Source organism: Streptomyces sp. NBC_01429 (assembly GCF_036231945.1).
GTDB lineage: Bacteria > Actinomycetota > Actinomycetes > Streptomycetales > Streptomycetaceae > Streptomyces.
In genome coordinates this window covers 5,443,372-5,467,779 of sequence record NZ_CP109599.1, presented here as the reverse complement: position 1 = coordinate 5,467,779, position 24,408 = coordinate 5,443,372, and the positions used below count along the sequence as shown (strand labels likewise).

General features: G+C 71.6%; 20 protein-coding genes and 2 tRNA genes. 4 read left to right on the top strand and 18 right to left on the bottom strand.

Annotated features, from left to right (window positions below; all coding sequences use genetic code 11):
- Positions 1-59: 59 nt before the first annotated feature.
- Positions 60-1,928 carry a translation elongation factor 4 gene (lepA, locus tag OG627_RS23995; RefSeq protein ID WP_329068344.1) on the bottom strand — a complete coding sequence of 623 codons (1,869 nt, stop codon included), beginning with the start codon at positions 1,926-1,928 and terminating at the stop codon, positions 60-62.
- Positions 1,929-2,144: 216 nt separating this feature from the next.
- Here lepA and rpsT point away from each other — a divergent pair, with 216 nt between their 5' ends.
- Positions 2,145-2,411: a 30S ribosomal protein S20 gene (rpsT, locus tag OG627_RS23990; RefSeq protein WP_329068342.1), complete on the top strand. Its 267-nt coding sequence runs from the start codon at positions 2,145-2,147 to the stop codon at positions 2,409-2,411.
- Between the two features lie 278 nt (positions 2,412-2,689).
- Here rpsT and holA read toward each other — a convergent pair whose 3' ends face one another.
- The 8 genes from holA to leuS all read right to left on the bottom strand — a co-directional run bounded on the left by holA (position 2,690) and on the right by leuS (position 13,724).
- Complete coding sequence (holA, locus tag OG627_RS23985) at positions 2,690-3,676, bottom strand: DNA polymerase III subunit delta (RefSeq protein WP_329068339.1); 987 nt, start codon at positions 3,674-3,676, stop codon at positions 2,690-2,692.
- Between the two features lie 66 nt (positions 3,677-3,742).
- Positions 3,743-3,988 (bottom strand): hypothetical protein, encoded by a 246-nt coding sequence (locus tag OG627_RS23980; protein ID WP_329068337.1) that lies wholly within the window; start codon positions 3,986-3,988, stop codon positions 3,743-3,745.
- Positions 3,989-4,017: 29 nt separating this feature from the next.
- Positions 4,018-4,902, bottom strand: a complete 885-nt coding sequence (locus OG627_RS23975; RefSeq protein ID WP_329068336.1) for a YceI family protein — start codon at positions 4,900-4,902, stop codon at positions 4,018-4,020.
- A 155-nt stretch (positions 4,903-5,057) separates the two neighbouring features.
- The gene (locus OG627_RS23970; protein WP_329068335.1) at positions 5,058-7,544 is read right to left on the bottom strand and encodes a ComEC/Rec2 family competence protein; all 2,487 of its coding nucleotides are present in this window, start codon (positions 7,542-7,544) and stop codon (positions 5,058-5,060) included.
- A complete protein-coding gene (locus OG627_RS23965) occupies positions 7,541-8,347 on the bottom strand; it encodes a ComEA family DNA-binding protein (RefSeq protein WP_329068334.1) in 807 nt (268 codons plus the stop codon). Before OG627_RS23965 ends, OG627_RS23970 begins: the two co-directional genes overlap by 4 nt.
- 480 nt (positions 8,348-8,827) lie before the next feature.
- Entirely contained in the window at positions 8,828-9,673 is an 846-nt protein-coding gene (locus OG627_RS23960; RefSeq protein ID WP_329068332.1) for a DegV family protein, read from the bottom strand.
- 209 nt (positions 9,674-9,882) lie between these two features.
- A complete protein-coding gene (locus OG627_RS23955; RefSeq protein WP_329068330.1) occupies positions 9,883-10,656 on the bottom strand; it encodes a hypothetical protein in 774 nt (257 codons plus the stop codon).
- Positions 10,657-10,841: 185 nt separating this feature from the next.
- Positions 10,842-13,724, bottom strand: coding sequence for a leucine--tRNA ligase (gene leuS, locus OG627_RS23950; protein ID WP_329068328.1), 2,883 nt, complete (start codon positions 13,722-13,724; stop codon positions 10,842-10,844).
- A 713-nt stretch (positions 13,725-14,437) separates the two neighbouring features.
- Between leuS and OG627_RS23945 the strand changes: the two genes are divergently transcribed.
- Complete coding sequence (locus OG627_RS23945) at positions 14,438-16,300, top strand: ferric reductase-like transmembrane domain-containing protein (protein ID WP_329068326.1); 1,863 nt, start codon at positions 14,438-14,440, stop codon at positions 16,298-16,300.
- Positions 16,297-17,910, top strand: a complete 1,614-nt coding sequence (locus OG627_RS23940; RefSeq protein ID WP_329068324.1) for an NADH-ubiquinone oxidoreductase-F iron-sulfur binding region domain-containing protein — start codon at positions 16,297-16,299, stop codon at positions 17,908-17,910. Before OG627_RS23945 ends, OG627_RS23940 begins: the two co-directional genes overlap by 4 nt.
- Positions 17,911-18,036: 126 nt before the next feature.
- Here OG627_RS23940 and OG627_RS23935 read toward each other — a convergent pair.
- The 9 genes from OG627_RS23935 to OG627_RS23895 form a co-directional block, all read right to left on the bottom strand.
- A tRNA-Ala gene (locus OG627_RS23935) sits at positions 18,037-18,109 on the bottom strand.
- 146 nt (positions 18,110-18,255) lie between these two features.
- Positions 18,256-18,489, bottom strand: a complete 234-nt coding sequence (locus tag OG627_RS23930; protein ID WP_114621985.1) for a hypothetical protein — start codon at positions 18,487-18,489, stop codon at positions 18,256-18,258.
- A 263-nt stretch (positions 18,490-18,752) separates the two neighbouring features.
- Positions 18,753-18,825 (bottom strand) — tRNA-Ala (locus OG627_RS23925).
- 94 nt (positions 18,826-18,919) lie between these two features.
- On the bottom strand, positions 18,920-19,573 hold the full coding sequence (locus OG627_RS23920) for a histidine phosphatase family protein (RefSeq protein WP_329072920.1): 654 nt from the start codon (positions 19,571-19,573) through the stop codon (positions 18,920-18,922).
- The gene (gene rsfS, locus OG627_RS23915; protein ID WP_329068319.1) at positions 19,570-20,022 is read right to left on the bottom strand and encodes a ribosome silencing factor; all 453 of its coding nucleotides are present in this window, start codon (positions 20,020-20,022) and stop codon (positions 19,570-19,572) included. The genes OG627_RS23920 and rsfS overlap by 4 nt, the downstream gene beginning before the upstream one ends.
- Before the next feature lie 116 nt (positions 20,023-20,138).
- On the bottom strand, positions 20,139-21,953 hold the full coding sequence (locus tag OG627_RS23910; RefSeq protein ID WP_329068317.1) for an LCP family protein: 1,815 nt from the start codon (positions 21,951-21,953) through the stop codon (positions 20,139-20,141).
- Positions 21,954-21,972: 19 nt separating this feature from the next.
- Positions 21,973-22,620, bottom strand: coding sequence for a nicotinate-nucleotide adenylyltransferase (gene nadD / locus OG627_RS23905; RefSeq protein WP_329068315.1), 648 nt, complete (start codon positions 22,618-22,620; stop codon positions 21,973-21,975).
- A gap of 38 nt (positions 22,621-22,658) precedes the next feature.
- On the bottom strand, positions 22,659-22,817 hold the full coding sequence (locus tag OG627_RS23900; RefSeq protein WP_329068314.1) for a hypothetical protein: 159 nt from the start codon (positions 22,815-22,817) through the stop codon (positions 22,659-22,661).
- A gap of 95 nt (positions 22,818-22,912) precedes the next feature.
- A complete protein-coding gene (locus tag OG627_RS23895; RefSeq protein WP_329068312.1) occupies positions 22,913-23,065 on the bottom strand; it encodes a hypothetical protein in 153 nt (50 codons plus the stop codon).
- Between the two features lie 162 nt (positions 23,066-23,227).
- Between OG627_RS23895 and OG627_RS23890 the strand changes: the two genes are divergently transcribed.
- Complete coding sequence (locus OG627_RS23890; RefSeq protein ID WP_329068310.1) at positions 23,228-24,382, top strand: M48 family metallopeptidase; 1,155 nt, start codon at positions 23,228-23,230, stop codon at positions 24,380-24,382.
- Positions 24,383-24,408: the final 26 nt, after the last annotated feature.

Genomic DNA, 24,408 nt, shown 5'->3' with positions numbered 1-24,408 from the left:
CGTCACCGCGTGGGGCCCGTCGCGTGCCGCGCTTCCCGTCACCCGCGACGCGCGTCCGGCTACTTCTTCGCCTTGCCGCCGGACTCGTCGCTGGAGAGCACGGCGATGAACGCCTCCTGGGGGACCTCCACGCTGCCGACCATCTTCATGCGCTTCTTGCCCTCCTTCTGCTTCTCCAGCAGCTTCCGCTTCCGGGAGATGTCACCGCCGTAGCACTTGGCGAGGACGTCCTTGCGGATGGCGCGGATCGTCTCGCGGGCGATGACCCGGGAGCCGATGGCGGCCTGGATGGGCACCTCGAACGCCTGGCGCGGGATCAGCCCGCGCAGCGTGGCGACGAGCCGCACCCCGTAGGCGTACGCCTGGTCCCGGTGGGTGATCGCGGAGAAGGCGTCGACCTTGTCGCCGTGCAGCAGGATGTCGACCTTGACGAGGTTGGCGGTCTGCTCGCCGGTGGGCTCGTAGTCGAGCGAGGCGTAGCCCCGGGTCTTGGACTTCAGCTGGTCGAAGAAGTCGAAGACGATCTCGGCGAGCGGCAGCGTGTAGCGGATCTCCACGCGGTCCTCGGAGAGGTAGTCCATCCCGAGCAGGGTGCCGCGGCGGGCCTGGCACAGCTCCATGATCGAGCCGATGAACTCGCTCGGCGCCAGGATCGTGGCCCGTACGACCGGCTCGTGCACCGAGTCGATCTTGCCCTCGGGGAACTCGCTCGGGTTGGTGACGGTGTGCTCGCTGCCGTCCTCCATCAGGACGCGGTAGACCACGTTGGGGGCGGTGGCGATCAGTTCGAGCCCGAACTCGCGCTCCAGCCGCTCCCGGATCACGTCGAGGTGCAGCAGGCCGAGGAAGCCGACGCGGAAGCCGAAGCCGAGGGCGGCGGAGGTCTCCGGCTCGTAGACCAGCGCCGCGTCGTTGAGCTGGAGCTTGTCGAGGGCGTCGCGCAGCTCGGGGTAGTCCGAGCCGTCCAGCGGGTAGAGGCCGGAGAACACCATCGGCTTGGGGTCCTTGTAGCCGCCGAGCGCCTCGGTCGCGCCCTTGTTGAGGGTGGTGATCGTGTCACCGACCTTCGACTGACGGACGTCCTTCACGCCGGTGATGATGTAGCCCACCTCGCCGACGCCGATGCCGTCGGCCGGGGTCATCTCCGGGGACGAGACACCGATCTCCAGCAGCTCGTGGGTGGCGCCGGTGGACATCATCCGGATGCGCTCGCGCTTGTTGAGCTGGCCGTCGATCACACGGACGTAGGTGACGACACCCCGGTACGAGTCGTAGACGGAGTCGAAGATCATCGCGCGGGCGGGGGCGTCCTTGACGCCGACCGGCGCCGGCACGTCCCGCACCACGCGGTCGAGCAGCGCGTCCACGCCGACACCGGTCTTCGCTGAGACCTTGAGGACGTCCTCCGGCTGGCAGCCGATGAGGTTCGCCAGCTCCTCGGAGAACTTCTCGGGCTGGGCGGCCGGGAGGTCGATCTTGTTGAGCACCGGGACGATGGTCAGGTCGTTCTCCATCGCCAGATACAGGTTGGCGAGGGTCTGCGCCTCGATGCCCTGGGCGGCGTCGACCAGCAGGACCGTGCCTTCGCAGGCGGCCAGCGAACGGGACACCTCGTAGGTGAAGTCCACGTGGCCGGGCGTGTCGATCATGTTGAGGACATGGGTCCTGCCCTGGTCCTCGCCCGTGAGCGGCGCCCAGGGCAACCGGACCGCCTGGGACTTGATCGTGATGCCGCGCTCGCGCTCGATGTCCATGCGGTCGAGATACTGGGCGCGCATCTGCCGCTGATCGACCACACCGGTCAGCTGGAGCATCCGGTCGGCGAGCGTCGACTTGCCGTGGTCGATGTGCGCGATGATGCAGAAGTTACGGAGCAGCGCCGGGTCCGTGCGGCTGGGCTCGGGCACGTGGCTGGGGGTCGCGGGCACGCAGGGTCCTGATTCTTGAGACGCGCGGCGTCTCGTCTCGGGTGGACTCGGATCGATACGTAGGTTCCATGGTCCCACGGGTGCGGGACTGCGCCCGGTTTGGGCCGGTCGGAGGGTCGCTGGTACCGTGGACAGCTGTGTCTCGTGCCGTCTTGGGCGCGGGGCCTGCTTCAGACAGCGTTTTACGGAATCACCGAACCTGAGAAGGCTCTTAACGTGGCGAACATCAAGTCCCAGATCAAGCGGAACAAGACGAACGAGAAGGCTCGCCTGCGCAACAAGGCGGTCAAGTCGTCGCTGAAGACCGCGATCCGCAAGGCCCGCGAGGCCACGGCCGCCGGTGACGTCGAGAAGGCCTCCGTGGCCACTCGCGAGGCGTCCCGCCAGCTCGACAAGGCCGTCTCGAAGGGTGTCATCCACAAGAACGCCGCCGCCAACAAGAAGTCGGCGCTGGCCTCCAAGGTTGCCTCCCTCCAGGGCTGAGCCCACTCTGTCTTGATCTGATCGCCGGAAGGGACTCAGCGGGCCCTCTCTACCGCTCCCGGCCGCGATCCCCCGAGCTCGCACGCGACTGCGTTCGCCACGCGGGTGCGAGTTCACCAGCTTTCACACCGAAGGCCCCGGTCACCGTCCTGGGAAGGACGGCACCGGGGCCTTCGGCCGTGCTGCGGGGCGTCGGGGGCGGCTGTGGCGCGTACGGCTCCCGGGTGCGGCGGGCCGGGGTCGGCCCCGGCCGGGAGCCCGGCGCGCTCGGCTGACGGCTAGCGGTTCGCGCGGGCGGCGCGGGCGATCGCGACGACGGCCTTCTCCAGCGCGTACTCGGGGTCATCGCCGCCGCCCTTGACGCCCGCGTCGGCCTCGGCGACTGCGCGCAGCGCCGTCGCGACCCCGTCCGGGGTCCAGCCGCGCATCTGCTGGCGCACCCGGTCGATCTTCCACGGCGGCATGCCCAGCTCGCGGGCGAGATCGGCGGGCCGGCCGCCGCGCGCCGAGGAGAGCTTGCCGATGGCCCGTACGCCCTGGGCCAGGGCGCTGGTGATCAGTACGGGAGCCACACCGGTCGACAGCGACCAGCGGAGCGCTTCGAGGGCCTCGGCGGCCCGGCCCTCCACGGCGCGGTCGGCGACATTGAAGCTGGACGCCTCGGCGCGGCCCGTGTAGTAGCGCCCGACGACCGCCTCGTCGATGGTGCCCTCGACGTCCGCGGCGAGCTGGGAGACGGCGCTCGCCAGCTCCCGCAGATCGCTGCCGATCGCGTCGACCAGCGCCTGGCACGCCTCGGGCGTGGCCGAGCGGCCCACCGCGCGGAACTCCGAGCGGACGAAGGTGAGCCGCTCCGCCGGCTTGGTCGTCTTCGGGCAGGGCACCTCGCGGGCGCCCGCCTTGCGGGCGGCGTCCAGCAGGCCCTTGCCCTTGGCCCCTCCCGCGTGCAGCAGGACGAGGGTGATCTCCTCGGCCGGCGCGTCCAGGTACGCCTTGACGTCCTTGATCGTGTCGGCGGAGAGGTCGTGCGCGTTCCGTACGACGACGACCTTGCGCTCGGCGAAGAGCGACGGGCTGGTCAGCTCGGCAAGGGTGCCGGGCTGGAGCTGGTCGGAGCTGAGGTCGCGCACGTCGGTGTCGGGGTCGGAGGCGCGGGCCGCCGCCACCACCTGCTGCACGGCGCGGTCGAGCAGCAGGTCCTCCTGGCCCACGGCGAGGGTGAGCGGGGCGAGCGGATCGTCGGTGGAAGCTTTTCTGGTGGCCATCGCGGTCCAGCATCGCACGGCCCACCGACACTCCGCCGACGGCCGGTGCCCTCGGCGGGACCCCGGCTACGGCGCTTCCCGCCAGCCCTCCCAGTCGGCCACGAAGGCGTCCAGCGCGGCGGCGTCGAGCCGCGCCTCGGGGTCCTCGACGACCACCAGCCACTGGGCGTCCTCGGCGTCGTCCTCACCGGCCAGGGCGTCGCGTACCAACCGGGGTTCCTCGGTCACCGCGAACCGCTCGCCGAGGGACCGCGCGACCTCCTCCGCGGCGTCGCGGTCGGGCAGCACCAGTACGTGTCTCACATCGCTCACGGCCGCATTCTTCCAGCCGGCCGGGGCCGTCAGCTCTTGGGGATGATCTGGATGTCCATCTCGATCTTGATGCTGGAGCCGACGACGGCGATGCCACGGGCCAGCATGGACTGCCAGTTGACGGTGTAGTCCTCGCGGTGCAGTTCGGTGGTGGCGCGGACGGCGGCGCGGGTCTCGCCCTCCATGCCGTTGCCTATGCCGAGGTACTGGGCGTCGAGGGTGACCGTACGGGTGACGCCGTGGAGCGTGAGGGCGCCGGCGATCGCCCAGTTGTTGCCGCCCCGGTGGACGAAGCGGTCGCTGTAGAACTCCAGCGTCGGGAAGTTGTCCACGTCGAGGAAGTCGGCGGAGCGCAGATGGTCGTCGCGCATCCGCACACTGGTGTCGATCGACGCGGCGCCGATGACGACGTGCATGGCCGACTGCTCCATCGTCTCGCCGATCCGGATCGCCCCGGCGAAGTTGTCGAAGCGGCCGTGGACCCGGGCGAGCCCGATGTGGCGGGCGATGAAGCCGATCCGGGAATGGGCCGGCTCGATCTCCCAGTCTCCCGGAGTGGGCAGCGGGAGCGAGGGGGCCACCTGGAGGGTGATGTCGCCGAGCCCGGTGTGCTCGCCGCTGTCGACGACCGACGCGTTGCCCCGGTACGGGGTGAAGCTCTCGGCCGAGATGGCCAGCCGGTACTCCCCGAAGGGCACCATCGCGACCAGCGTGCCGAACGGATCGGTCTCGCCGGTCACCACCTTCCGGCCGTTGCTGTCGCTCACCGTGAACTCGGCCTGCGCGATGGGTGCGTTGACCGGGTCGAGGACCCGGCAGGTGAGCAGACCGGCACCGGACGGCACGGAGAGTCCGGCAAGCGGGTTGTTTCTCGGATGAGCGGCCGTCCGTCGGCCGAGAAGGCGGCTGATCATGGTGTGCGTACCCCTGTGCGGTCGGGCTCTGCGGGGCCGCGCAGGCGAGCGACGTCCTCGTCGCGGCGGCAGCCCATAACGAAAAGGCATTCGATCACCCTTGTGGCGTTCGGGGCAAACAAACCGAGAGGTTTTGGACCTTCTGTTACATGCCGTTACGGACCCGCCGCCGGGGTCCCCGCGTCGCGCGGCACCGCCCGCAGACCGGCCCCCGCTCCCACCACCGCGATCGGCCCGTCCGTGTCCGTCCGCAGCACCGCGGCTCCCCCGGCCCGCAGCGCGCCGACCGTGACGGGCGAGGGATGGCCGTACGTGTTGTCCCGCCCGGCGGAGATCAGGGCGAGCCGGGGGCGTACGGCGCTCAGCAGCGCCGGGTGCTGGTGACGGGAGCCGTGGTGGGCGACCTTGAGGACGTCGACCGGCGGCAGCGCCGGGTACGCGCGCAGCAGGCCGCGCTGCGCGGGCGGCTCCAGATCGCCGAGGAGCAGCGCCGTCGGGCCCCGGGAGATCCGTACGAGCAGGGCGACGCTGGAGTCGTTCGGCCCGGCGGCCGGCCCCGTCCCGGGCCCCGGCCACAGGACCCACCAGCTGAGCGGCCCACTGCGGCGCCGCTCCCCCGGCTCCGCCCTGACGACCGGCACCCGCGCGCCGGCCGCCGCCGCGCGGACGAACGCGGCCTGATCCGGTGGCTCCTCGAAGGCCGTCGTCTGGATCACGCCGACCGATCTGCCGCGCAGCACACCGGGCAGCCCCGCGACATGGTCGGCGTGGAAGTGGGTGATCAGCAGCAACGGCACGCGCGTGACGCCGAGGTCGCGCAGACAGCGGTCGGCGGGCCCGGGATCGGGACCGGCGTCCACGACGACGGCCGTGCCGTCGCCCGCCGCGAGCACGGTGGCGTCGCCCTGGCCGACGTCGCACATCGCGAGCGACCAGCCGGGCGGCGGCCAGCCGCTGACGATCCGGCCGATCGGCGCGGGCCGCACCACCGCGAGCAGCAACAGCACGGCGCACCCGGCGGCCGTCCAGGGACGGCGGGCGATCCTCCGCGCGGCAAGCAGGACGAGCGCGGTCACCACGGCGAGCAGCAGCCCGCCCCACCAGCCGCCCGGCCAGGTGATCTCCGCGCCGGGCAGGGCGGCGCCGCCCCTGGCCACGGATCCGATCCAGCCGGCGGGCCAGCCCGCGACCCGGGCCAGTACCTCGGCCACGGGCATCGCCAGAGGCGCGACGGCGAGCGCGGCGAAGCCGAGGACGGTGGCGGGAGCGACCGCCAGCTCGGCGAGGAGGTTGCACGGGACGGCCACCAGCCCGACCCTGGCCGCGAACACGGCGACCACGGGCGCGCACACGGCCTGCGCCGCACCGGCGGCGGCCAGCACCTCGGCGAGCCTCGGCGGCACCCCGCGCCGGATCAGGGCGGCGCTCCACCGGGGCCCGATGGTGAGCAGGGCGCCGGTGGCCAGGACGGAGAGGAGGAATCCGTAACTGCGGGCCAGCCAGGGGTCGTACAGCACCAGCAGCAGGACGGCGGCGGCCAGCGCGGGCAGCAGTGTCCTGCGGCGGCCCGTGCCGATGGCGAGCAGGGTGATCAGCCCGCAGGCGGCGGCCCGCAGCACACTGGCCTCGGGGCGGCAGACGACCACGAACGCGAGAGTGAGCGCCCCGCCCAGCAGCGCCGTCGTGCGCAGCGAGATCCCCAGGCGCGGTGCGAGGCCGCGCCGTTCGGCTCGCCCGGCCAGGCCGGGCGGCCCGATCAGCAGAGCCAGCACGATGGTCAGGTTGCTGCCGGAGACCGCCATCAGGTGCAGCAGATCGGTCGCCGCGAACGCCCCGTGCAGTTCGGGCTCCACCCGCGAGGTGTCGCCGACGACCAGTCCAGGCAGCAGGGCGCGCGCATCGGGCGGCAGACCCTCCGTCGCCTCGCGCAGCCCGGCCCGCAACACCCCTGCGGTGCGCTGGACCCGGGTCGGCGGGCCGGTGATCCTCGGCGGCCCCTTTCCCTCGACGCGGAGCGCGGCGGCGTAGCGGTCGTCCGCGTACGACGGCGGTGAGAGCCGTCCGGCCAGCGCCAGCCGGGTGGAGGGCAGCAGCCGCTGCCAGCGGTCGGCGTCCGCACCGGGAGCGACGATCAGCAGGACGGGAGTACGGACGGTGGCGCTCCGGCCGTCGGACGGCATCACCCGCACGAGGTCCGCGTCGATCACGAAGCCCGCCTCGGCCGGCCGGTCGCCGCGCGCTCTGGGGCGCGTGGGCCGGGGATCGGAGGTGACGCTCACCTCGGCGGTGACCCGGGCGTACCGCTCCGCCAGCACGGGGACCGGCCCCCGGCGCAGATCCGCGCCGTGCAGTCCGGCGGAGGCCGCTCCGGCCGCCGCGCACAGCAACGCTCCGGCGGCGGCCACCCTGCCCGGTCGGGGGCCGCGCGCGGCCCCCGACCGGGCCAGGAGCAGCCCCGCGCCCGCCGCGCAGAGCAGCACACCGGCGACGGTCCAGCGCCCCGGGGCGCCCAGGGCCAGAGCCGCCGCGCCCCACGCGGCCAGGGCGAGCGGGATGAGCCGGAGGTCGGCCGGGCCTTCCTGGCGGGGGTTGGACGATCCGAGGCGGTGGCCGGCCGCCGCGTGGACGGCGGGCCGTGTCATGGCCTCACCAGAGGCTGGAGATCGGCGAATCTGCGGTCGCCGATGCCGCTGACCTCGCGTAGTTCGTCCACGGACCGGAAGCCGCCGTGCTGGGTGCGGTAGTCGACGATGCGCTGGGCCAGGACGGGGCCGACGCCGGGGAGCGTGTCGAACTGCTCCAGCGTGGCCGTGTTGAGGCTCAGCGGTCCCCCGGCCGCGTCCCCGCCCCCGGCCGCTCCCACCATCCCGCCGGCACCCACGGCGCCGCCGCCCGCACCGGCCGGGGCCGGGTCGGACGGCGCCTGGCCGTCCACGACCAGTTGTTCCCCGTCCACCAGCACCCGCGCCCGGTTCAGCCAGGTCAGGTCCGTGCCGGGCTTGGCTCCGCCCGCCGCGTGCAGGGCGTCGGCGACCCGCGAGCCCGGCGGCAGCCGCAGCACCCCGGGCCGCCGCACCTCGCCGCCGACGTCCACCACGACCCGGGCCGCCTCCGCCGATGGCCCGGCCGTCTGCTGCTGCTGCGGCGGCGGCGGCAGCGCGAGCGGCCCGGGTCCTTCCGGTACGGGCCGCGAAGGGACACCGGACGCCGGGACCGCGGCGCCGACCGTCTCCGGTGCGCTCACGGACTGCGGCCTGGCACTCCAGAAGTGCTGGGCGGCGAGCATCGCCGCCACGACCAGCACCACCGCCAGCGCACCGAGCGTCTTCGGCTCAAGGCCGCATCTGAGCTGGACCCACATCGGCAGCCGATCACGCAGCGCCGAGGCCACCGCCCACCCGCGCCCCCGGGCCTCCCCCCGGGCCTCGGCCGGGACACCGCCCACCCGCTCGTCCTGCTCGGGCTCCTTGACCGCGGCGCCGGCGAAGAGAGCCTCCGCCCGCCGCCGTGCCTCCGCCGGAGACGGCGGAGACAGAGGCGAGGCGGCGGGCGGAGCAGGCGCGGGAGGCGGGACCCGCGCCGGGTCCGGACCGGGGGCCGAACCCGGGGTCGGACCTGGGTCCGGACCCGGAGCCACCCCGGAAGACGAGCCGCCGGAGCCTTCCGCGCGGGACGGCGTCGGCGCCCGGCGGGTGCGTACGCGACCGAGGAGGGACCGGTCACGGCGGGCTCGGCCATGACGGGCACGGCCGTCGGAGCCGGGCGCCCGGCCCGGACCACTGGTTACGGAGCGTGTGCGAAGTGCCATGCCACCAGACGGTAGGCACATCCACCCATCTCCGCCGAGCGGGCCCACATTCCGTGGAAAACACGTCGGTTGTGGATAACTCGGCCACCCGATCGGGCGGCTTGGCGGGCCGCCGGGTCAGCGCGGCGAGATCACGGCCCCCAGGAGCCCCGGCCCCGTGTGAGCGCCGATCACCGCCCCCACCTCGCTCAGGTGCAGGTCCCCCAGGCCGGGCACCCGCTCACGCAGTCGCTCGGCGAGCGCCGTGGCCCGGTCCGGGGCCGCCAAGTGGTGCACCGCGATGTCCACCGGGCTGGTACCGGCGCGCTCGGCGACGATCTCCTCCAGCCGCGCGACGGCCTTCGAAGCCGTACGCACCTTCTCCAGCAGCTCGATGCGCCCGCCGTCCAGTTGCAGCAGCGGCTTCACTGCCAGCGCCGATCCCAACAGCGCCTGGGCGGTACCGATACGGCCGCCCCTGCGCAGATAGTCCAAGGTGTCGACATAGAAATACGCGGATGTGCCGGCGGCCCGCTTCTCGGCGGCGGCCACCGCCTCGTCCGGCGTGCCGTCCCCCTCCACCACCTCGGCGGCGGCCAGCGCGCAGAACCCAAGCGCCATCGCCACCATCCCGGTGTCCACCACCCGTACCGGCACGGGAGCGTCCTTCGCGGCCAGCACGGCGGCGTCGTACGTCCCGGAGAACTCCGCCGACAGATGCAGCGAGACGATCGCGGTCGCGCCGGCCTCGGCCGCTTCGCGGTACGCGGCGGCGAAGACCTCGGGACTCGGTCGTGACGTGGTCACCGAACGTCGCTTCTGGAGCGCGAGGGCCAGCGAGCGGGCCGAGATCTCGGTGCCCTCCTCGAAGGCGCGGTCACCGAGCACGACCGTCAGCGGTACCGATGTGATGCCGTGCCGTTCCATCGCCTGGGGCGGCAGGTAGGCCGTGGAATCGGTGATGATCGCGACATGGCGGGACATGAGCCGGAGGTTACCCGTCGGCGTCGCCACCCGGCAGCCCGCCCCCGTCCCAAAGATCGATCCCAGCTCGCGCACGCCCTCACCGCCGGTCCACACCCGGTGTCGGTATCACGCCCGGCGCCGCAGGCGCGTCCGCGGCGTCACGTCGTCCTCGGTGTCAGTTCATCCCCGTCATCCGGATCATCCGTAGCGCCGGTTCACCCACGGTGTCAGTTCGTCGTCTCCGGCCTGGGCTGCTGCCTGTTCGGCTTCTGCCAGGGGTACGTGGTCCACCGCCGGGTGGGCGGGTCCAGGGCCCGGTCCCCCGCCTCGGCGGCGGCCGGCGCGCCCCACTCGGCTCCGGTCGCCCGTCGCGGCTCCGACGGCCTGCCCGGCCGCTCCGCCCCCTGGCCCTGACTCTGGCTCTGTCCCCGTCCCTCTCCCTGACCCGGCTCGGACTCCTGCGACCAGTGCCGCAGCGCGCCCGACTCCAGGTCGATCTCCGAGCTGAGCGACGACAGGTCGTCCTCCGCGAACTTCCGCGCCCGGTCCCGCGCCGCCCAGCGCAGTGAATCCGCCGAGCGCGTGATCCGGTCGGTGCGCTCGCGCAGCTCGGCGAGCCGCTGGGAGACCATGGTCCGGTCCGGGTCCCGCTCCAGGTGCCGCAGCTCGTCGTCCAGCTCACGGCCGTGCGCGCTCAGCCGCCGGAACAGACCTATCGACTCCGACAGCGAGGCGTCCTCGCCGACCGCCGCCTCCAGCGCGTCCTGCGTGGCCCGCATCGAGGTGCGCAGCCTGAGCCGGAGCTGAGCCAGCTCGGCGCCCATCCCCACCTGCCCGAAGCTTCTCGCCCGCAGCGTGGTGTCCTCCACCGTGCGGCGCGCCTGGTTGATCGTCCGGTCCACACCGCGCTTGGCGGCGCCGATCGCCTTGACGCCCGCGTACACCCCCAGCGCCATGAACACGACGAAGAGAAGCGTGATGATCGTGATCGCGGCTTGCATGGACGCCCCTTCTCCGTCGGTCAGGTCCTGCGGCGGCCGTGGCAGGGCCCCAGTCGCTCCCTCCACCGTAAACCGAACGGGCAGGCCGTGGGTCCCGTCGGAACCCCCAACCTGCCCGTAGGGGAAAGCCCTGTGCCGGAGAGCCCACACAGGGTGCCGGAGAGCCCACAGGCCCCCGGTCCCCGCTACGCCGGAACGATGTTCACCAGCTTCGGCGCCCGCACGATCACCTTCCGGATCCCCGCACCGCCCAGCGCAGCGACCACACCCGCGTCACCCAGCGCCAGCGCCTCCAGCTCCTCGTCCGTGATCGACGGGGAGACCTCCAGCCGGGCCTTGACCTTGCCCTTGACCTGCACCACACAGGTCACGGTCTCGTCCACGACGTACGCCGGGTCCGCGACCGGGAAGTCCTGGTGCACGACCGATTCGGTGTGGCCCAGCCTGCGCCACAGCTCCTCGGCGATGTGCGGGGCCAGCGGCGCGATCAGCAGCACCAGCGGCTCGGCGACCGACCGAGCGAGCGGACCGCCCGTCTTGGTCAGCTGGTTGTTCAGCTCGGTGACCTTGGCGATGGCCGTGTTGAAGCGCAGCGCCGTCATGTCGTGCCCGACTCCGTCGATCGCCTTGTGCAGCGCGCGCAGCGTCTCCTCGTCCGGCTCGGCGTCCGCGACGGTGACCTCGCCGGTCGCCTCGTCGATCACATTGCGCCACAGCCGCTGGAGCAGCCGGTACTGGCCGACCACGGCGCGGGTGTCCCACGGCCGCGAGACGTCCAGCGGGCCCATCGCCATCTCGTACAGCCGCAGCGTGTCCGCGCCGTACTCGGCGAAGATCTCGTCCGGAGTGACCGCGTTCTTCAGGGACTTGCCCATCTTGCCCAGGACACGGCTGACCTTCTCGCCCCCGTACCAGTAGCCGCCGTCCCGCTCCTCGACGTCGGCCGCCGGTACCGCGATGCCACGGCTGTCGCGGTAGACGAATGCCTGGATCATGCCCTGGTTGTACAGCTTGTGGAACGGCTCGACCGAGGAGATGTGTCCCAGGTCGAAGAGCACCTTGGACCAGAACCGCGCGTACAGCAGGTGCAGTACGGCATGCTCGGCGCCGCCCACGTACAGGTCGACGCCGCCGTGCGGCTGCCCCTCGCGCGGGCCCATCCAGTACTGCTCGATGGCCGGGTCGACCAGCTTCTCGCTGTTGTGCGGGTCCAGGTAGCGCAGCTCGTACCAGCAGGAACCGGCCCAGTTCGGCATGGTGTTGGTCTCGCGGCGGTAGCGCTTGACGCCCTCGCCCAGGCCCAGGTCCAGCTCGACGTTCACCCAGTCCGCGTTCCGCGACAGCGGCGTCTCCGGCTGCGTGTCGGCGTCGTCCGGGTCGAAGGTGCGCGGCGAGTAGTCGTCGACCTCCGGCAGCTCCAGCGGCAGCATCGACTCGGGCAGCGCGTGCGCGGTGCCGTCCTCGTCGTAGACGATCGGGAAGGGCTCGCCCCAGTAGCGCTGACGGCTGAACAGCCAGTCGCGCAGCCGGAAGTTGACGGTGCCCTCACCGATGCCGCGGCCGGCCAGCCAGTCGGTGATCAGCGCCTTCGCCTCGACGACGCCCAGGCCGTCCAGCGAGATGCCGGCGGCCTCGGACGCCGAGTTGACCAGCTTCGCGTCGTACGAGGAGAACGCGTCGTCCCACGTCGACGGGTCCGTGCTCCGCCCGTCCGAGGGCTCCACCACACAGCGCATCGGCAGCTCGAAGGCGCGCGCGAACGCGAAGTCGCGGCCGTCGTGCGCCGGGACGGCCATGATCGCGCCCGTCCCGTACCCCATCAGTACGTAGTCGGCGATGAAGACCGGTACCGGCTCGCCGCTGACCGGGTTGGTCGCGTACGCGCCCGTGAAGACGCCGGTCTTGTCCTTGGCCTCGGCCTGCCGCTCGACGTCGGACTTCGACGCGGCCTGCTTGCGGTACGCGTCGACGGCCTCGGCGGGGGTCGCGTGGCCGCCCGTCCACACCTCGTGCGTGGCCTCCGGCCAGGCGGCCGGAACGATCGACTCGACCAGCTCGTGTTCCGGCGCCAGCACCATGTACGTGGCGCCGAACAGGGTGTCCTGACGCGTCGTGAAGACCGTGATCGCGCCCGCGTCACCGACCTCGAAGTCGACGCGCGCGCCCTCGCTGCGGCCGATCCAGTTGCGCTGCTGGAGCTTGATGGCCTCCGGCCAGTCCAGCGCGTCCAGGTCGTTGATCAGCCGGTCCGCGTAGGCGGTGATGCGCATGTTCCACTGACGCAGCTTCGCCTTGAAGACGGGGAAGTTGCCGCGCTCGGAGCGGCCGTCGGCGGTGACCTCCTCGTTGGCCAGGACGGTGCCGAGGCCGGGGGCCCAGTTGACGGGCGCGTCGGAGGCGTACGCCAGCCGGTATCCGCCCAACACGTCGGCGCGCTCGGCGGCGCTCAGCTCATTCCAGGGGCGCCCGTCGGGGGTCGCGCGCTCCCCGCTCTCGAACTGCGCCACCAGGGTGTCGATGGGGCGGGCCTTGTCGGCGTCCTTGTCGTACCAGGAGTTGAAGATCTGGACGAAGATCCACTGGGTCCACTTGTAGTAGTCCGGGTCGATCGTCGCGAAGGAGCGGCGCTTGTCGTGGCCCAGGCCCAGCCGGCGCAGCTGGACCTTCATGTTCTCCATGTTGGCCTCGGTGGAGGCCCGGGGATGCGTGCCGGTCTGGACCGCGTACTGCTCGGCGGGCAGGCCGAAGGCGTCGAAGCCGAGGGTGTGCAGGACGTTGTGCCCGGTCATGCGCTGGTGGCGGGCGAACACGTCGGTGGCGATGTAGCCCAGCGGATGTCCCACGTGGAGCCCGCTGCCGGACGGGTAGGGGAACATGTCCATGATGAATTTCTTGGGCTTCGCCGCCAGCTCGGGGTCGCCGGACAGCTCACCCGTGGGGTTCGGTGCCTCGTACGTGCCGTCGGCGTCCCAGAAGCCCTGCCAGCGCGCCTCGATGTCGGCGGCCATGGCGGAGGTGTAGCGGTGCGGCGCCACCGGCTCGGCGGCGGCGGGGTTGGTCTCGCTCATGTTCTCTGAAGCTCCATCGGTCGTCTCTGCCAGCGGACTCGGCTGTGCCGTTCAGCGAATGACCGTGCTCGTCGGTGAACCACGTTCGTCGGTGAACGAAAAAGGCCCCTCACACAGGAGGGACCGCCGCGCCGATTCCGACCGGATCTCTCATCCGTCGGGACTGATCAGCGCGGCCCGCTAAGCAGAAGGCGTACGGCACGCATGGCGCCAGGGTACCGCAGCGCCCGGACAGCGCGCACGGACACATCGCCCGCCATCGGGCCCGCCACCGGGCTCGGCGCCGGGCCCGGTGGCGGCCCGATCACGGCCCCGTGGAAGGCCGCGATCTCCGGCCTCGGTGAACGCGTGCAAAGAAGAACGGACAAGAAGCGAACAAGGAGCGGCCCGCGACCGTACAACCGGTCGCGGGAGCGAACAAGAGGGTGCAGGAGCAGGGAGAGGATGGGGAGAGAATGCGGAGAATCCGCGCCAGGAGGGGTCAAGAGGTTGACAGACGACGTTGAGAGAAACTGCCGGACGGTCCCATCGGGCCACGGAGGGGGCGTCGGGGCATCCGCCTTACTGCGCGTATCGCCTCGATCCGGGCAACTCAGGAGTCGGATAACTCACCTTCACTCGACTAAACCCGCAAACCGAGTGCTGCCTGGTATGGCTCCACTTAGCATGCCGCAACGGGACCGCTTTCCCGAGCCCTTCGGAGTTGCCCCCCTATGAACCCTCTTCGCACGCTTGGCCCGTCGCTCAGCTCGGACGTCGGCAAAAGCCGGCAGATCTCCGGCCTGGCGACGGTCGCCGCGCTGGTACTGGTACCCCTGCTCGCCGTCGTGGGAGGCGACGCCTTCCGCGCCTTCATCGACTTCGGCGCCGGTGTGCTGTCACTGCTGTCGCTGTCAGGGGCAGTCGTCTGGGGTCTGATCGCCACCGACAGGCTGCTGCTCTCACCGCGCCACCGTCTGGTCGCCCAGGGAGTCCACCGGGCCACCGCCGTCGCCTCACTCGGCTTCCTCCTGCTGCATGTGAGCATCAAGATCTCGCTCGGCAAAGTGGCCCTGATCGGTGCCCTGTTGCCGTTCGGCCTCGGCATCACCGGTACGAACGGACTCATCGGCTTCGGCTCGATGGCCGGGCTGCTGATGATCGTCGCCGCCACCACCGGCGCCATGCGCAGCGTCTTCTCGCTGCCCGGCAAATTCGCCTACAAGTGGCGGGCCATCCACATGGTGGCCTATCCCGCCTGGTGTTTCGCCATGGTGCACGGGCTGTTCACGGGCCGTCCCGCCGCCACCTACGTCACGGTCATGTACTCGACCGTCATGGTCGGCGTGGCCTGTGTCGTCTCGCTGCGGCTGCTGCCCGACGAGACCCAGCGCCGCTTCGCCGAGCGGTTCGTCTCGCTGACGGGCGCCGACACCGAATCACGGGAGTCCAAGGCGACGCGCCGCGACCTGCTGGCCGATCCCCTGCCCGGCGCCACGGGCATCCCGCCGCAGCGCGAGTACCAGCCGAGGCGGGAGCGCGAGTCCGCCGTCTCCACGCCGTCCAGAGGAGCGCCCCTCGACGCGCCCCGCACCCCGCCGCGCCTCCCCGCGCCGTCGCCGCCGCTGTACGAGGCGACGCGGCCGATGGCCGATCCGCTGCCCTCCCCCGCCGCCGACCCCATGGCCGACACCTTCATCGCGCCGCGCGGCGGTGAGCCGTTCGGGGGCCGGCCGTTCGGGGGCCAGGCCTTCGCGGGCCCGGAGTTCGACGGCAACGCGGATTCCGGTACGGGGCTGTCCGCCGGCTACCGCGCGATGTCGCAGAGCGCCGAAGCGACCACCCGGATGCCGGTCACGCCCGACGCCCCGGACCGCTCGCGCCGGGGCGCCCCGCCGAGCGGCGGGATACCCCTCGCCGAGCGCGTCCTCATGACCGACGAGATCCCCATCATCCAGGACGAGCCCGCCGGCCGGGGCGGCTCCTGGCCCGCCCCGATGCCCCCACCGCCCGGCCAGGCGTTCGCCCAGCCCGCACAGCCCCCGCAGCCCGCCCCGACGCCGTACGACACCGGCGCAGTCCCCACGTACGGCACCAGCGCGAACCCGGCGTACGGAGCGGGCGCGAACCCGCAGCCGTACGACACCGGCGCCACCCCCCAGTACGACCCGGCGGCGGGCCAGTCGTACGACCGGGGCAGGCCGCCCCCGTACGACCCCGACGCCCCCGAGCCGTACGAGCCGGGCCCCCTCCCGCAGTACGACACGGGCGCCACCCCCCAGTACGACCCCGCCGCCCCCTACGGGCCCGGCGGCGCGTCCCCCTACGGCCCCACCGGTGCCTCGCCCTACGGCACGACCCCGCCCCCCTCGTACGACACCGGTCCGCTGCCCCCGTACACCCCCGGCACCGCCGCTCCCTACGACACCGGCGCGGTCCCCGCCTACGACGGCGGCGGCTACGGCGGTCAGGGCCAGGCCATGCCCGATCCGTACGCGCAGCAGTCCGCATACGACGCGACCAACCCCGCTCCCGGTCCCGTCTACCAGCCCCCGGCCGGGGAACCCTGGAACGCACCCGCAGGAGACCGACCGTGAATGCGCCTCTCCCCGATGTCCCCGAAGTCCGTGTCGTCGGCCTGCCCCAGCTGACGCAGGGCTTCGACCTGGTCGAACGCCTTGATCTCCCCATGCATCTCAAGGTGCACGGCCCGCTCGAAGCCATGACCGGCGAGCGGCTCGCCCAGCTGGCCGAGAACATATCCCTGACCGGCCGCGGCGGCGCCGGCTTCCCGTTCCACCGGAAGCTGCGCGCCGTCGCCAAGTCCGCGATCCGTCGCGGGGTACGGCCGGTCGTCGTCGTCAACGGCAGTGAGGGCGAACCTCCGTGCCGCAAAGACACCGTGATGCTCAACCGCGCCCCGCACCTCATCCTCGACGGCGCGCTGCTGGCCGCCGAGGCGCTCGGCGCGCGCACGCTGATCATCGCGGTCACCCGTAACTCCACCGAGGTGTCGATCCGCGCCGCGCTCGCCGAGCGCGGGCTGTCCGACCGGCGCGGCCAGGCGCTGCGGGCCAAGGTGGTCCGTACGCCCGAGCGCATGGTCTCGGGCGAGGCGTCCTCCGTGATCCGCGCGATCGGCGGCGGCCCCGCCAAGCCGCCCGGCCGCCGTGAGCGCGCCGCCGAGTCGGGCGTCGGCGGCCTGCCGACCCTGCTGTCCAACGCCGAGACGTTCGCCCAGCTGGCCGTCGGCGCGCGGATCGGCGCGCGCCGCTATACGCACACGGGTCTTGAGGACGAGCCCGGTACGGTCATGCTGACGCTCTCGGGAGCGGTCGCCCGCCCCATGGTCATCGAGGCGCCGACAGGTGTCCCGCTGCGGTACATCCTTCAGATGGCCGGTGCCCCGCCGATGCCGCAGGGCGTGCTGACCGGCGGGTACCACGGCGACTGGATGGACGCCGTCTCCGCCCACGAGGCCGTCATCTCGAAGAAGTCCTTCAAGTCCCTGGGCGGCGCGCTGGGCGCCGGCGCGATCCTGCCGATCGGACCCGAGACCTGCCCGCTGGGCGAGGCACTGCGGGTCGCCAACTGGCTGGCGGCCGAGAGCGCCGGTCAGTGCGGCCCGTGCAAGCTCGGCCTGCCCGCCGCCGCCGGCGGTCTCGCCGATGTGATCAACGGCGGTGGCCAGGCTTCACTGGAGGCGCTGCGCGCGGTCATCCAGGCGGTCAAGGCGCGCGGCGCCTGCCAGCACCCGGACGGCTCGGCGCGCTTCTTCAACTCCACCCTGGCGGCGTTCACCGACGATCTCGCCGCGCATGTGCTGAACGGTGGCTGCGGGCGCGAGACGACCGGTGTGCTGCCGCTGCCGGGCGAGGGCTACCAGGACCTGGTGGAGTCCATACCCAGCGGCGGGAAGCTGGCGATCGACTGGACGCTCTGCGAGGGCCACGGCCTGTGCGCCGACATCCTTCCCGAGCTGTTCCGGATGAGCCCGGACGGCTTCCCCACGCCGGCCAAGGCGGACGTCCCGATGCACCTCCAGGGCGCCGCCCAGCGCGCGGTGCGCAGGTGCCCGCAGCTCGCGCTCCGGCTGGAGCAGGCGCCGCCGTCGCAGCCCAAGGTGGAGAAGGCCCCCTCCCGCGCGGCGCTGCCGCCGGGCGGAGGCGGCAGCCGCCGCAAGGCGCTCGGCCCCGGGCGGGGTTGAGGGCCTGCCATCTCCGGCCGGGCGGGCCCCACGCGGGGGCCCGCCCGGCAGCACGCCTCCCCGGGCGTACGACAAGAAGCGGGCCATCCGGATTCGGATGGCCCGCTTCTTGTCGTACTGAACCTGTGGAGCTAAGGAGAATTGAACTCCTGACCTCCTGCATGCCATGCAGGCGCTCTACCAACTGAGCTATAGCCCCTCGCGAAGCGCCACCGGGGTTTCCCTCGGCGACATCGCCAACTTTAACGGTCCCGCTGCCCACCACCAAATCGATTCCGGACGGGGGGCTGCGGCGTACGGGAAGGGGACGGCGACGTACGGGGAGGGACGGCGGCGTGCGGCGGCTCAGGCCGTGGCGAACGAGTAGAACCGCTTGAGGGTGCAGTGCTCCTCGACCAGCCGTCCGTAGATCGGCTCGCCCTCCAGCTCGCGGTACGTCTCGATGGGGTCGCCTTTTATGATCAGCGCCCGCGCGCACTCCTCGCACCAGTACTGGTAGTCGGCGTTGACCGGGTCCATGTCACGGACGATCGGCGTACCACTGCCGCACCAGTCGCATTTACGCCTGTGGGCACCCATCAGTCAGCTCCAGCTCCCGGTCCGGTTCTTCGCCCCCCTCCGGCCGTCCGATTCTGTCACGTCAACGACCTGCGGACAGCCTGAAATGGCCTGCCTGTAAGGGCTCGTACCGGACGTCCGGAGGGCAGGCCCTGATCGGGACCGGTGAAACCGGCCGGGGCTCCCAAGATCACTCTGCCCGCCCGCGGCAGGGCGCACACCCGACAAAAAATCCCGCCCCCAGCAGGGGACGGGATTCGATGTATGAAGCTGATTACCGGTTGTGGAGCTAAGGAGAATTGAACTCCTGACCTCCTGCATGCCATGCAGGCGCTCTACCAACTGAGCTATAGCCCCGCGTGTTCCCCGCGCTCCGCGCTGCGAACAAGAAGAACTTTAGCCTGCGACCTGCCCGAAAGCGAAATCCGGTCCGGCCATCCCCCGGGGCCGCTCAGTCGTCGTCGCCGAGGACCGGCTCCGGGAGGGTGCCGGCGTTGTGTTCCAGGAGGCGCCAGCCGCGCGCGCCCTCTCCCAGGACCGACCAGCAGCAGTTGGACAGCCCGCCGAGCCCTTCCCAGTGGTACGCCTCCAGCCCCAGCAGCCGGCCGATGGTCGTACGGATCGTGCCGCCGTGGCTGACCACGACGAGCGTGCCGCCGTCGGGCAGCCCGTCGGCGTGCCGGAGCACCACGGGCGCCGCGCGGTCCGCGACCTCGGTCTCCAGCTCGCCGCCGCCGCGCCGCACGGACTCGCCGCGCTTCCACGCCGCGTACTGGTCGCCGAACCGTCCGATGATCTCCTCGTGGGTCAGGCCCTGCCAGGCCCCCGCGAAGGTCTCGCGGAGCCCGGCGTCGTACGTGACGCCGAGGCCGGTGACCGAGGCCAGCTCACCGGCGGTGGCGACGGCCCGCCGGAGGTCGGACGCGACGATCGTGTCCGGCTTCAGGGAGGCCAGCAGCCGCGCCGAGCGCTGGGCCTGGGAGACGCCCTCGGGGGTCAGCTCGATGTCCGTGGAGCCCTGGAAGCGGCGCTCCAGGTTCCACGCCGTCTGGCCGTGGCGCCACAGGACGATACGGCGGTCCCTGCCGCCCTGCGCGCCGTTCAGCTCAACTCACCGTCCACGTCACCGGCGACCCCGGCGTGATCGCCGCCGGCGTCGGCGTGCTCCTGGGCCTTGCCGCGGGTCTTGACGGCGTCCTCGGGCAGCGGCAGCTCGGGGCAGTCCTTCCAGAGCCGCTCCAGGGCGTAGAAGACACGCTCCTCGCTGTGCTGTACGTGGATGACGATGTCCACGTAGTCCAGGAGGATCCAGCGCGCGTCGCGGTCGCCCTCGCGGCGCACCGGCTTGGCGCCCAGCTCCTTCTGGAGCCGCTCCTCGATCTCGTCGACGATCGACTTGACCTGGCGGTCGTTGGGCGCGGAGGCGAGCAGGAAGGCGTCCGTGATGGACAGCACGTCGCTGACGTCGTACGCGATGATGTCGTGGGCGAGCCGGTCCGCCGCGGCCTGGGCCGCGGCGTTGACGAGCTGAAGGGAACGATCAGTAGCGGTCACTTGCAGGCTTTCGTAGACGGTTTGTGGAGACGTCCAGGATCTCACGGACCACCGACAGCCCGCGCTGCCCGCCGACGGGCGGGGAATGGCCCCGCCCGTCGCGGCTCCGGGCCGCACTAATTGATCTTGTAGTCCTGGCCGAGGACGACGGAGACATCGGCGTTCACCGCCGCCTTGCCCTTCGCCACGGCGCTCGTCGGCAGGCCGAGGGTCTTGGCGACCTCTTCCGCCTCCGCCTTCTTCGCCGCGTCACCGTAGGTGACGCTTGACGACGTCACCGCCTCGGCCGTACCCGCGTCCACGAAGCCGTAGCCGCCGTTGACCAGCGAGATACGGGCGGACTCCGCAGCGTCCTGGTCGCCGCTGGCGTTCTTCACGCCGACCCGGACCGCCGCGCCCTGTTCGGGGGCGCTGACGGAACCGCCGAGGATGTCCTTCACCACGCTGTCGGCGGTCTGCTCGCTGAGCGTGCCGTTCTCCTGGACGGGCAGGAGCGTCGTCTTGTAGTCACCCACCTTGGCGTGCTCGGCGAGCTTGGCGAGGGCGGCGCCGAGGTCCTTCTCCGACAGCGAGGGATCGAGGATCTGTCCCAGCGTCTCCACCGTGACGGTCGCCGACTTCGGATCGTCGGAGACCTTGCGCAGCGCGCCCTGGAGGACCTGCCCGAACCGTTCGAGCTGCTTGGCCTCGGCCTCGTCGGGGGCCCGGTAGGTGGCGTAGGCGACCGCCATCTTCCCGCTGAGGGTCTGCTGGGAGCCCTTCTTCACCAGCGGGTCGTCGCCCTTCTTGGCGCCGGGCACCTCGATGTCCGTGTCCACGTCGATGCCGCCGACCAGCTCGACGAGAGTGTCCAGATAGGGCGTGTCCAGCCGCCAGGTGCCGGAGATCGTGGTGCCCAGCAGCGTGCCGAGGGAATCGCGGGTGGTGTCGGAGCCGTCCTCGTCCACGGACTTGCCGAGCGTCGTGGAGGCTCCCTCGTCGTCGGCGACGGCGAGGGAGTTGGGCAGCAGGACGGTGGTGCCCTTGCCGGTCGTGGAGTTGTTGACCAGCAGCGCCGTGGAGGTGCCCTTCTGCTTCGTGCTGCGCAGGTGCACGACGATGACATCGCGCTTCTGGGGCCCCGATGCGGTACTCGCCCTCTCCTCGGACGAGGAGAGGCCGGGCAGCATGCCGGCCCACCAGAGGTAGCCCACGCCGCCGCTGACCACCAGGACGAGCGCGACGACCAGGGCCACGACGCGGCTGCGGCCCCGGCGCTTGGCCTCCTCGCGGCGCTCGGAGCGGCTCTCGGTGAACTTGAGCCAGTCGATGACGTCTTCGGAGTCCTCGTTCGGCTCTTCTATGAAGGAGAACTGCTCGGTCTTGTAGTCACGTTCGTCGGCGTCGGGCCGCCGCTGGCCGGGTACGGCGGCCTCGGGCGCCCTGCCCCGCTCGGACGGAGCGGTCGGGGGGGCCTGTGCGGCCTGTACGGCTTGCGCGGGCGGAGCGGCCGCCTCGGGCACGGTCTGCTGCGGGGCCTGCTGCTGGGGAATGTTCCACTGCTGCTGTTGCTGCTGTTGCTGCTGCTGATCCTGCTGCTGCCGCTCGGTGTCGACGCCGACAGGCTGCTGGCCGCCCGTGTCATAGCCGTAGCCGTCGTATCCGTACCCCTGTTGCTGCGGCTGTTGCTGTTGTTGCTGCTGCGCGTACGGGTCGTACTGCTGCTGCGGTTGCTGCGTCTGATCCTGCTGGGCGTACGGGTCGTAGCCGTACCCCTGCTGTTGTTGCTGCGGCTGCCCGTAGGAGTCGTACTGCTGCTGGGGCTGGTTCTGCTGAGGCTGGTTCTGCTGGGGCTGCTGATACACCGGCTGCCCGTACTCGTCGTAACCGACGATGGGGGGCTGCGCGTAATACGGGTCGTACGGATCGTACGGCTGCTGTCGGTCGTTCACCGGTGCCCCTCTCCGTGGCTCATTCGCCGCGGTACAACTGCCGCTTGTCGATATAGCGCACGACACCGTCCGGCACCAGGTACCAGACCGGATCGCCCTTGGCGACCCGGCCCCGGCAGTCGGTCGACGAGATCGCCAGCGCGGGGACCTCCACCAGGGAGACCCCGCCCTTGGGCAGTCCGTCGTCCGTCAGATCGTGGCCCGGCCGGGTGACTCCGATGAAGTGGGCGAGCGAGAACAGCTCCTCGTGATCGCGCCAGCTCAGGATCTGGGAGAGCGCGTCGGCGCCGGTGATGAAGAAGAGGTCCGCGTCGTCGTTGAGATCCCGCAGATCCCGCAGCGTGTCGATCGTGTACGTGGCACCGCCCCGGTCGATGTCGATGCGGCTCACCGAGAACTGCGGGTTCGACGCCGTGGCGATGACCGTCATCAGATAACGGTCCTCGGGCGGGGACACCGCGCGCTGACTCTTCTGCCACGGCTGCCCGGTCGGCACGAACACCACCTCGTCGAGGTGGAACAGGGCCGCCACTTCACTGGCCGCCACGAGGTGCCCGTGGTGGATCGGGTCGAAAGTCCCGCCCATGACGCCGAGTCGGCGCTTACCGCGGCCTGATCCGGTGTCGGGAACGGGGACGGGGCCGGTGGACGCCTGCTGCTCTCCCATGCGTCCACAGCCTACTGGCACCGGATCGCGACGCCGCGTCAGCGGTCGCGGTTGAAGCGGGTGGTGATCCAGAGCAGCAGGAGCAGCGCGAACAGGGCGCCGCCACCGATCAGGGCCGGGTTGAGGCTTTCGTGATTGCCGCCCTCGCCTCCCTCGGCGAGCATGACCAGGTTGGCGGCGGTGCCGGTGAGGCTCATCTTCTGCGGGCCCTTTTCCTCGGGGATCGTGGGGAAGTCGGAGCGGAGACTTCGGGCACATCGTATGCGGGGGTTCCGGGCACGCTCACGCCGACTCAGTCGTTGTGATCGTTGTCGCGGTATCCGCGCAGCAGGAACCAGGCGAGGAAGACCGCGCCGACCAGGCAGACGACCAGCACGATCGGCACCGTACGGCCCGGTCCCTGCTGATCGGACGCGGCGGCGAGCAGGGTGATGGTTTCCGGCATGTGGGTGGTGCTCCTCGGTCTTTTCCGGCTGGAGCCTGTCTCCAGGGCCCGGGGTCGTTTCCCCGGGGACTCAGCCACGGCCCCCGCCACACGGTAGCGCCAACATCTAGGGTGGAGGCCGTCAGGGGGACGAGCTTCGACTCGTACGAACAGGGGATATCCATGACAGATGACAGTCGCGAGGCGGCCGGCGGCGAGGCGGCCGGCCACGAGAACGTGCCGAGCAGGCAGCGCAAGCGCTTCCCCGGTATTTCCTCCCGGGCGTACGAACACCCCGCGGACCGCTCGGCGCTGGTCGCCCTGCGCAAGCTCAGCGGGTTCGACACGGTCTTCAAGGCGCTCAGCGGGCTGCTGCCCGAGCGGAGCCTGCGGCTGCTCTTCCTCTCCGACTCGGTGCGGGTGAGCGACGCGCAGTTCACGCATCTGCACGCGATGCTGCTGGACGCCTGCTACATCCTGGACCTGGAGAAGGTCCCCACCATGTACGTGGCGCAGGACCCGAAGCCCAACGCGATGTGTATCGGTCTGGACGAGCCGATCATCGTGGTCACCACGGGGCTGGTGGAGCTGCTCGACGAGGAGGAGATGCGGGCCGTCGTGGGCCACGAGGTGGGCCACGCGCTCTCGGGTCACTCCGTCTACCGGACGATACTGCTCTTCCTCACCGGTCTCGCGCTCAAGGTCGCCTGGATCCCGCTGGGCAATGTCGCGATCATGGCGATCGTGACGGCGCTGCGCGAGTGGTTCCGCAAGTCGGAGCTGTCGGCGGACCGGGCCGGGCTGCTGGTCGGGCAGGACATACGGGCGTCGATGCGCGGTCTGATGAAGATCGCCGGTGGCAACCATCTGCACGAGATGAACGTGGACGCGTTCCTGGCGCAGGCCGAGGAGTACGAGGCGGGCGGCGATCTGCGCGACTCGGTGCTCAAGATCCTCAACGTGCTGCCGCGCACGCACCCGTTCACCACCGTGCGGGCCGCCGAGCTGAAGAAGTGGTCCGAGAGCCGCGACTTCCAGCGGATCATGGACGGCCACTACCCGCGCCGCGCGGAGGACAAGGACGCCTCGGTCACGGACTCCTTCCGCGACTCCGCCTCGCACTACGCGGACACGGTCCGCGGCAGCAAGGACCCGCTGATGAAGCTGGTCGGCGACATCGCGGGCGGCGCGGGCGACCTGGGCGGCAAGCTGCGCGACAAGTTCACGGGAGGCGGCGGCTCGGGCAGCGGCTCGGGCGGCAACCGCGCCTCGGACGACGGCGACACCGGAAGCGGCAGCGGCGGCAGCGGTACGGACGAGGGGCCGGGCAAGCCCTGACCCTCCCCCACCCCTGAGCGGGGGCG

Coding starts and splice junctions, on each gene's coding strand:
- holA (WP_329068339.1), bottom strand. CDS start 3,676: ATGGCCACCAGAAAAGCTTCCACCGACGATCCGCTCGCCCCGCTCACC.
- OG627_RS23975 (WP_329068336.1), bottom strand. CDS start 4,902: ATGATCAGCCGCCTTCTCGGCCGACGGACGGCCGCTCATCCGAGAAAC.
- OG627_RS23970 (WP_329068335.1), bottom strand. CDS start 7,544: ATGACACGGCCCGCCGTCCACGCGGCGGCCGGCCACCGCCTCGGATCG.
- OG627_RS23960 (WP_329068332.1), bottom strand. CDS start 9,673: ATGTCCCGCCATGTCGCGATCATCACCGATTCCACGGCCTACCTGCCG.
- OG627_RS23955 (WP_329068330.1), bottom strand. CDS start 10,656: ATGCAAGCCGCGATCACGATCATCACGCTTCTCTTCGTCGTGTTCATG.
- leuS (WP_329068328.1), bottom strand. CDS start 13,724: ATGAGCGAGACCAACCCCGCCGCCGCCGAGCCGGTGGCGCCGCACCGC.
- OG627_RS23945 (WP_329068326.1), top strand. CDS start 14,438: ATGAACCCTCTTCGCACGCTTGGCCCGTCGCTCAGCTCGGACGTCGGC.
- OG627_RS23930 (WP_114621985.1), bottom strand. CDS start 18,489: ATGGGTGCCCACAGGCGTAAATGCGACTGGTGCGGCAGTGGTACGCCG.
- nadD (WP_329068315.1), bottom strand. CDS start 22,620: ATGGGAGAGCAGCAGGCGTCCACCGGCCCCGTCCCCGTTCCCGACACC.
- OG627_RS23900 (WP_329068314.1), bottom strand. CDS start 22,817: ATGAGCCTCACCGGCACCGCCGCCAACCTGGTCATGCTCGCCGAGGGA.
- OG627_RS23895 (WP_329068312.1), bottom strand. CDS start 23,065: ATGCCGGAAACCATCACCCTGCTCGCCGCCGCGTCCGATCAGCAGGGA.
- OG627_RS23890 (WP_329068310.1), top strand. CDS start 23,228: ATGACAGATGACAGTCGCGAGGCGGCCGGCGGCGAGGCGGCCGGCCAC.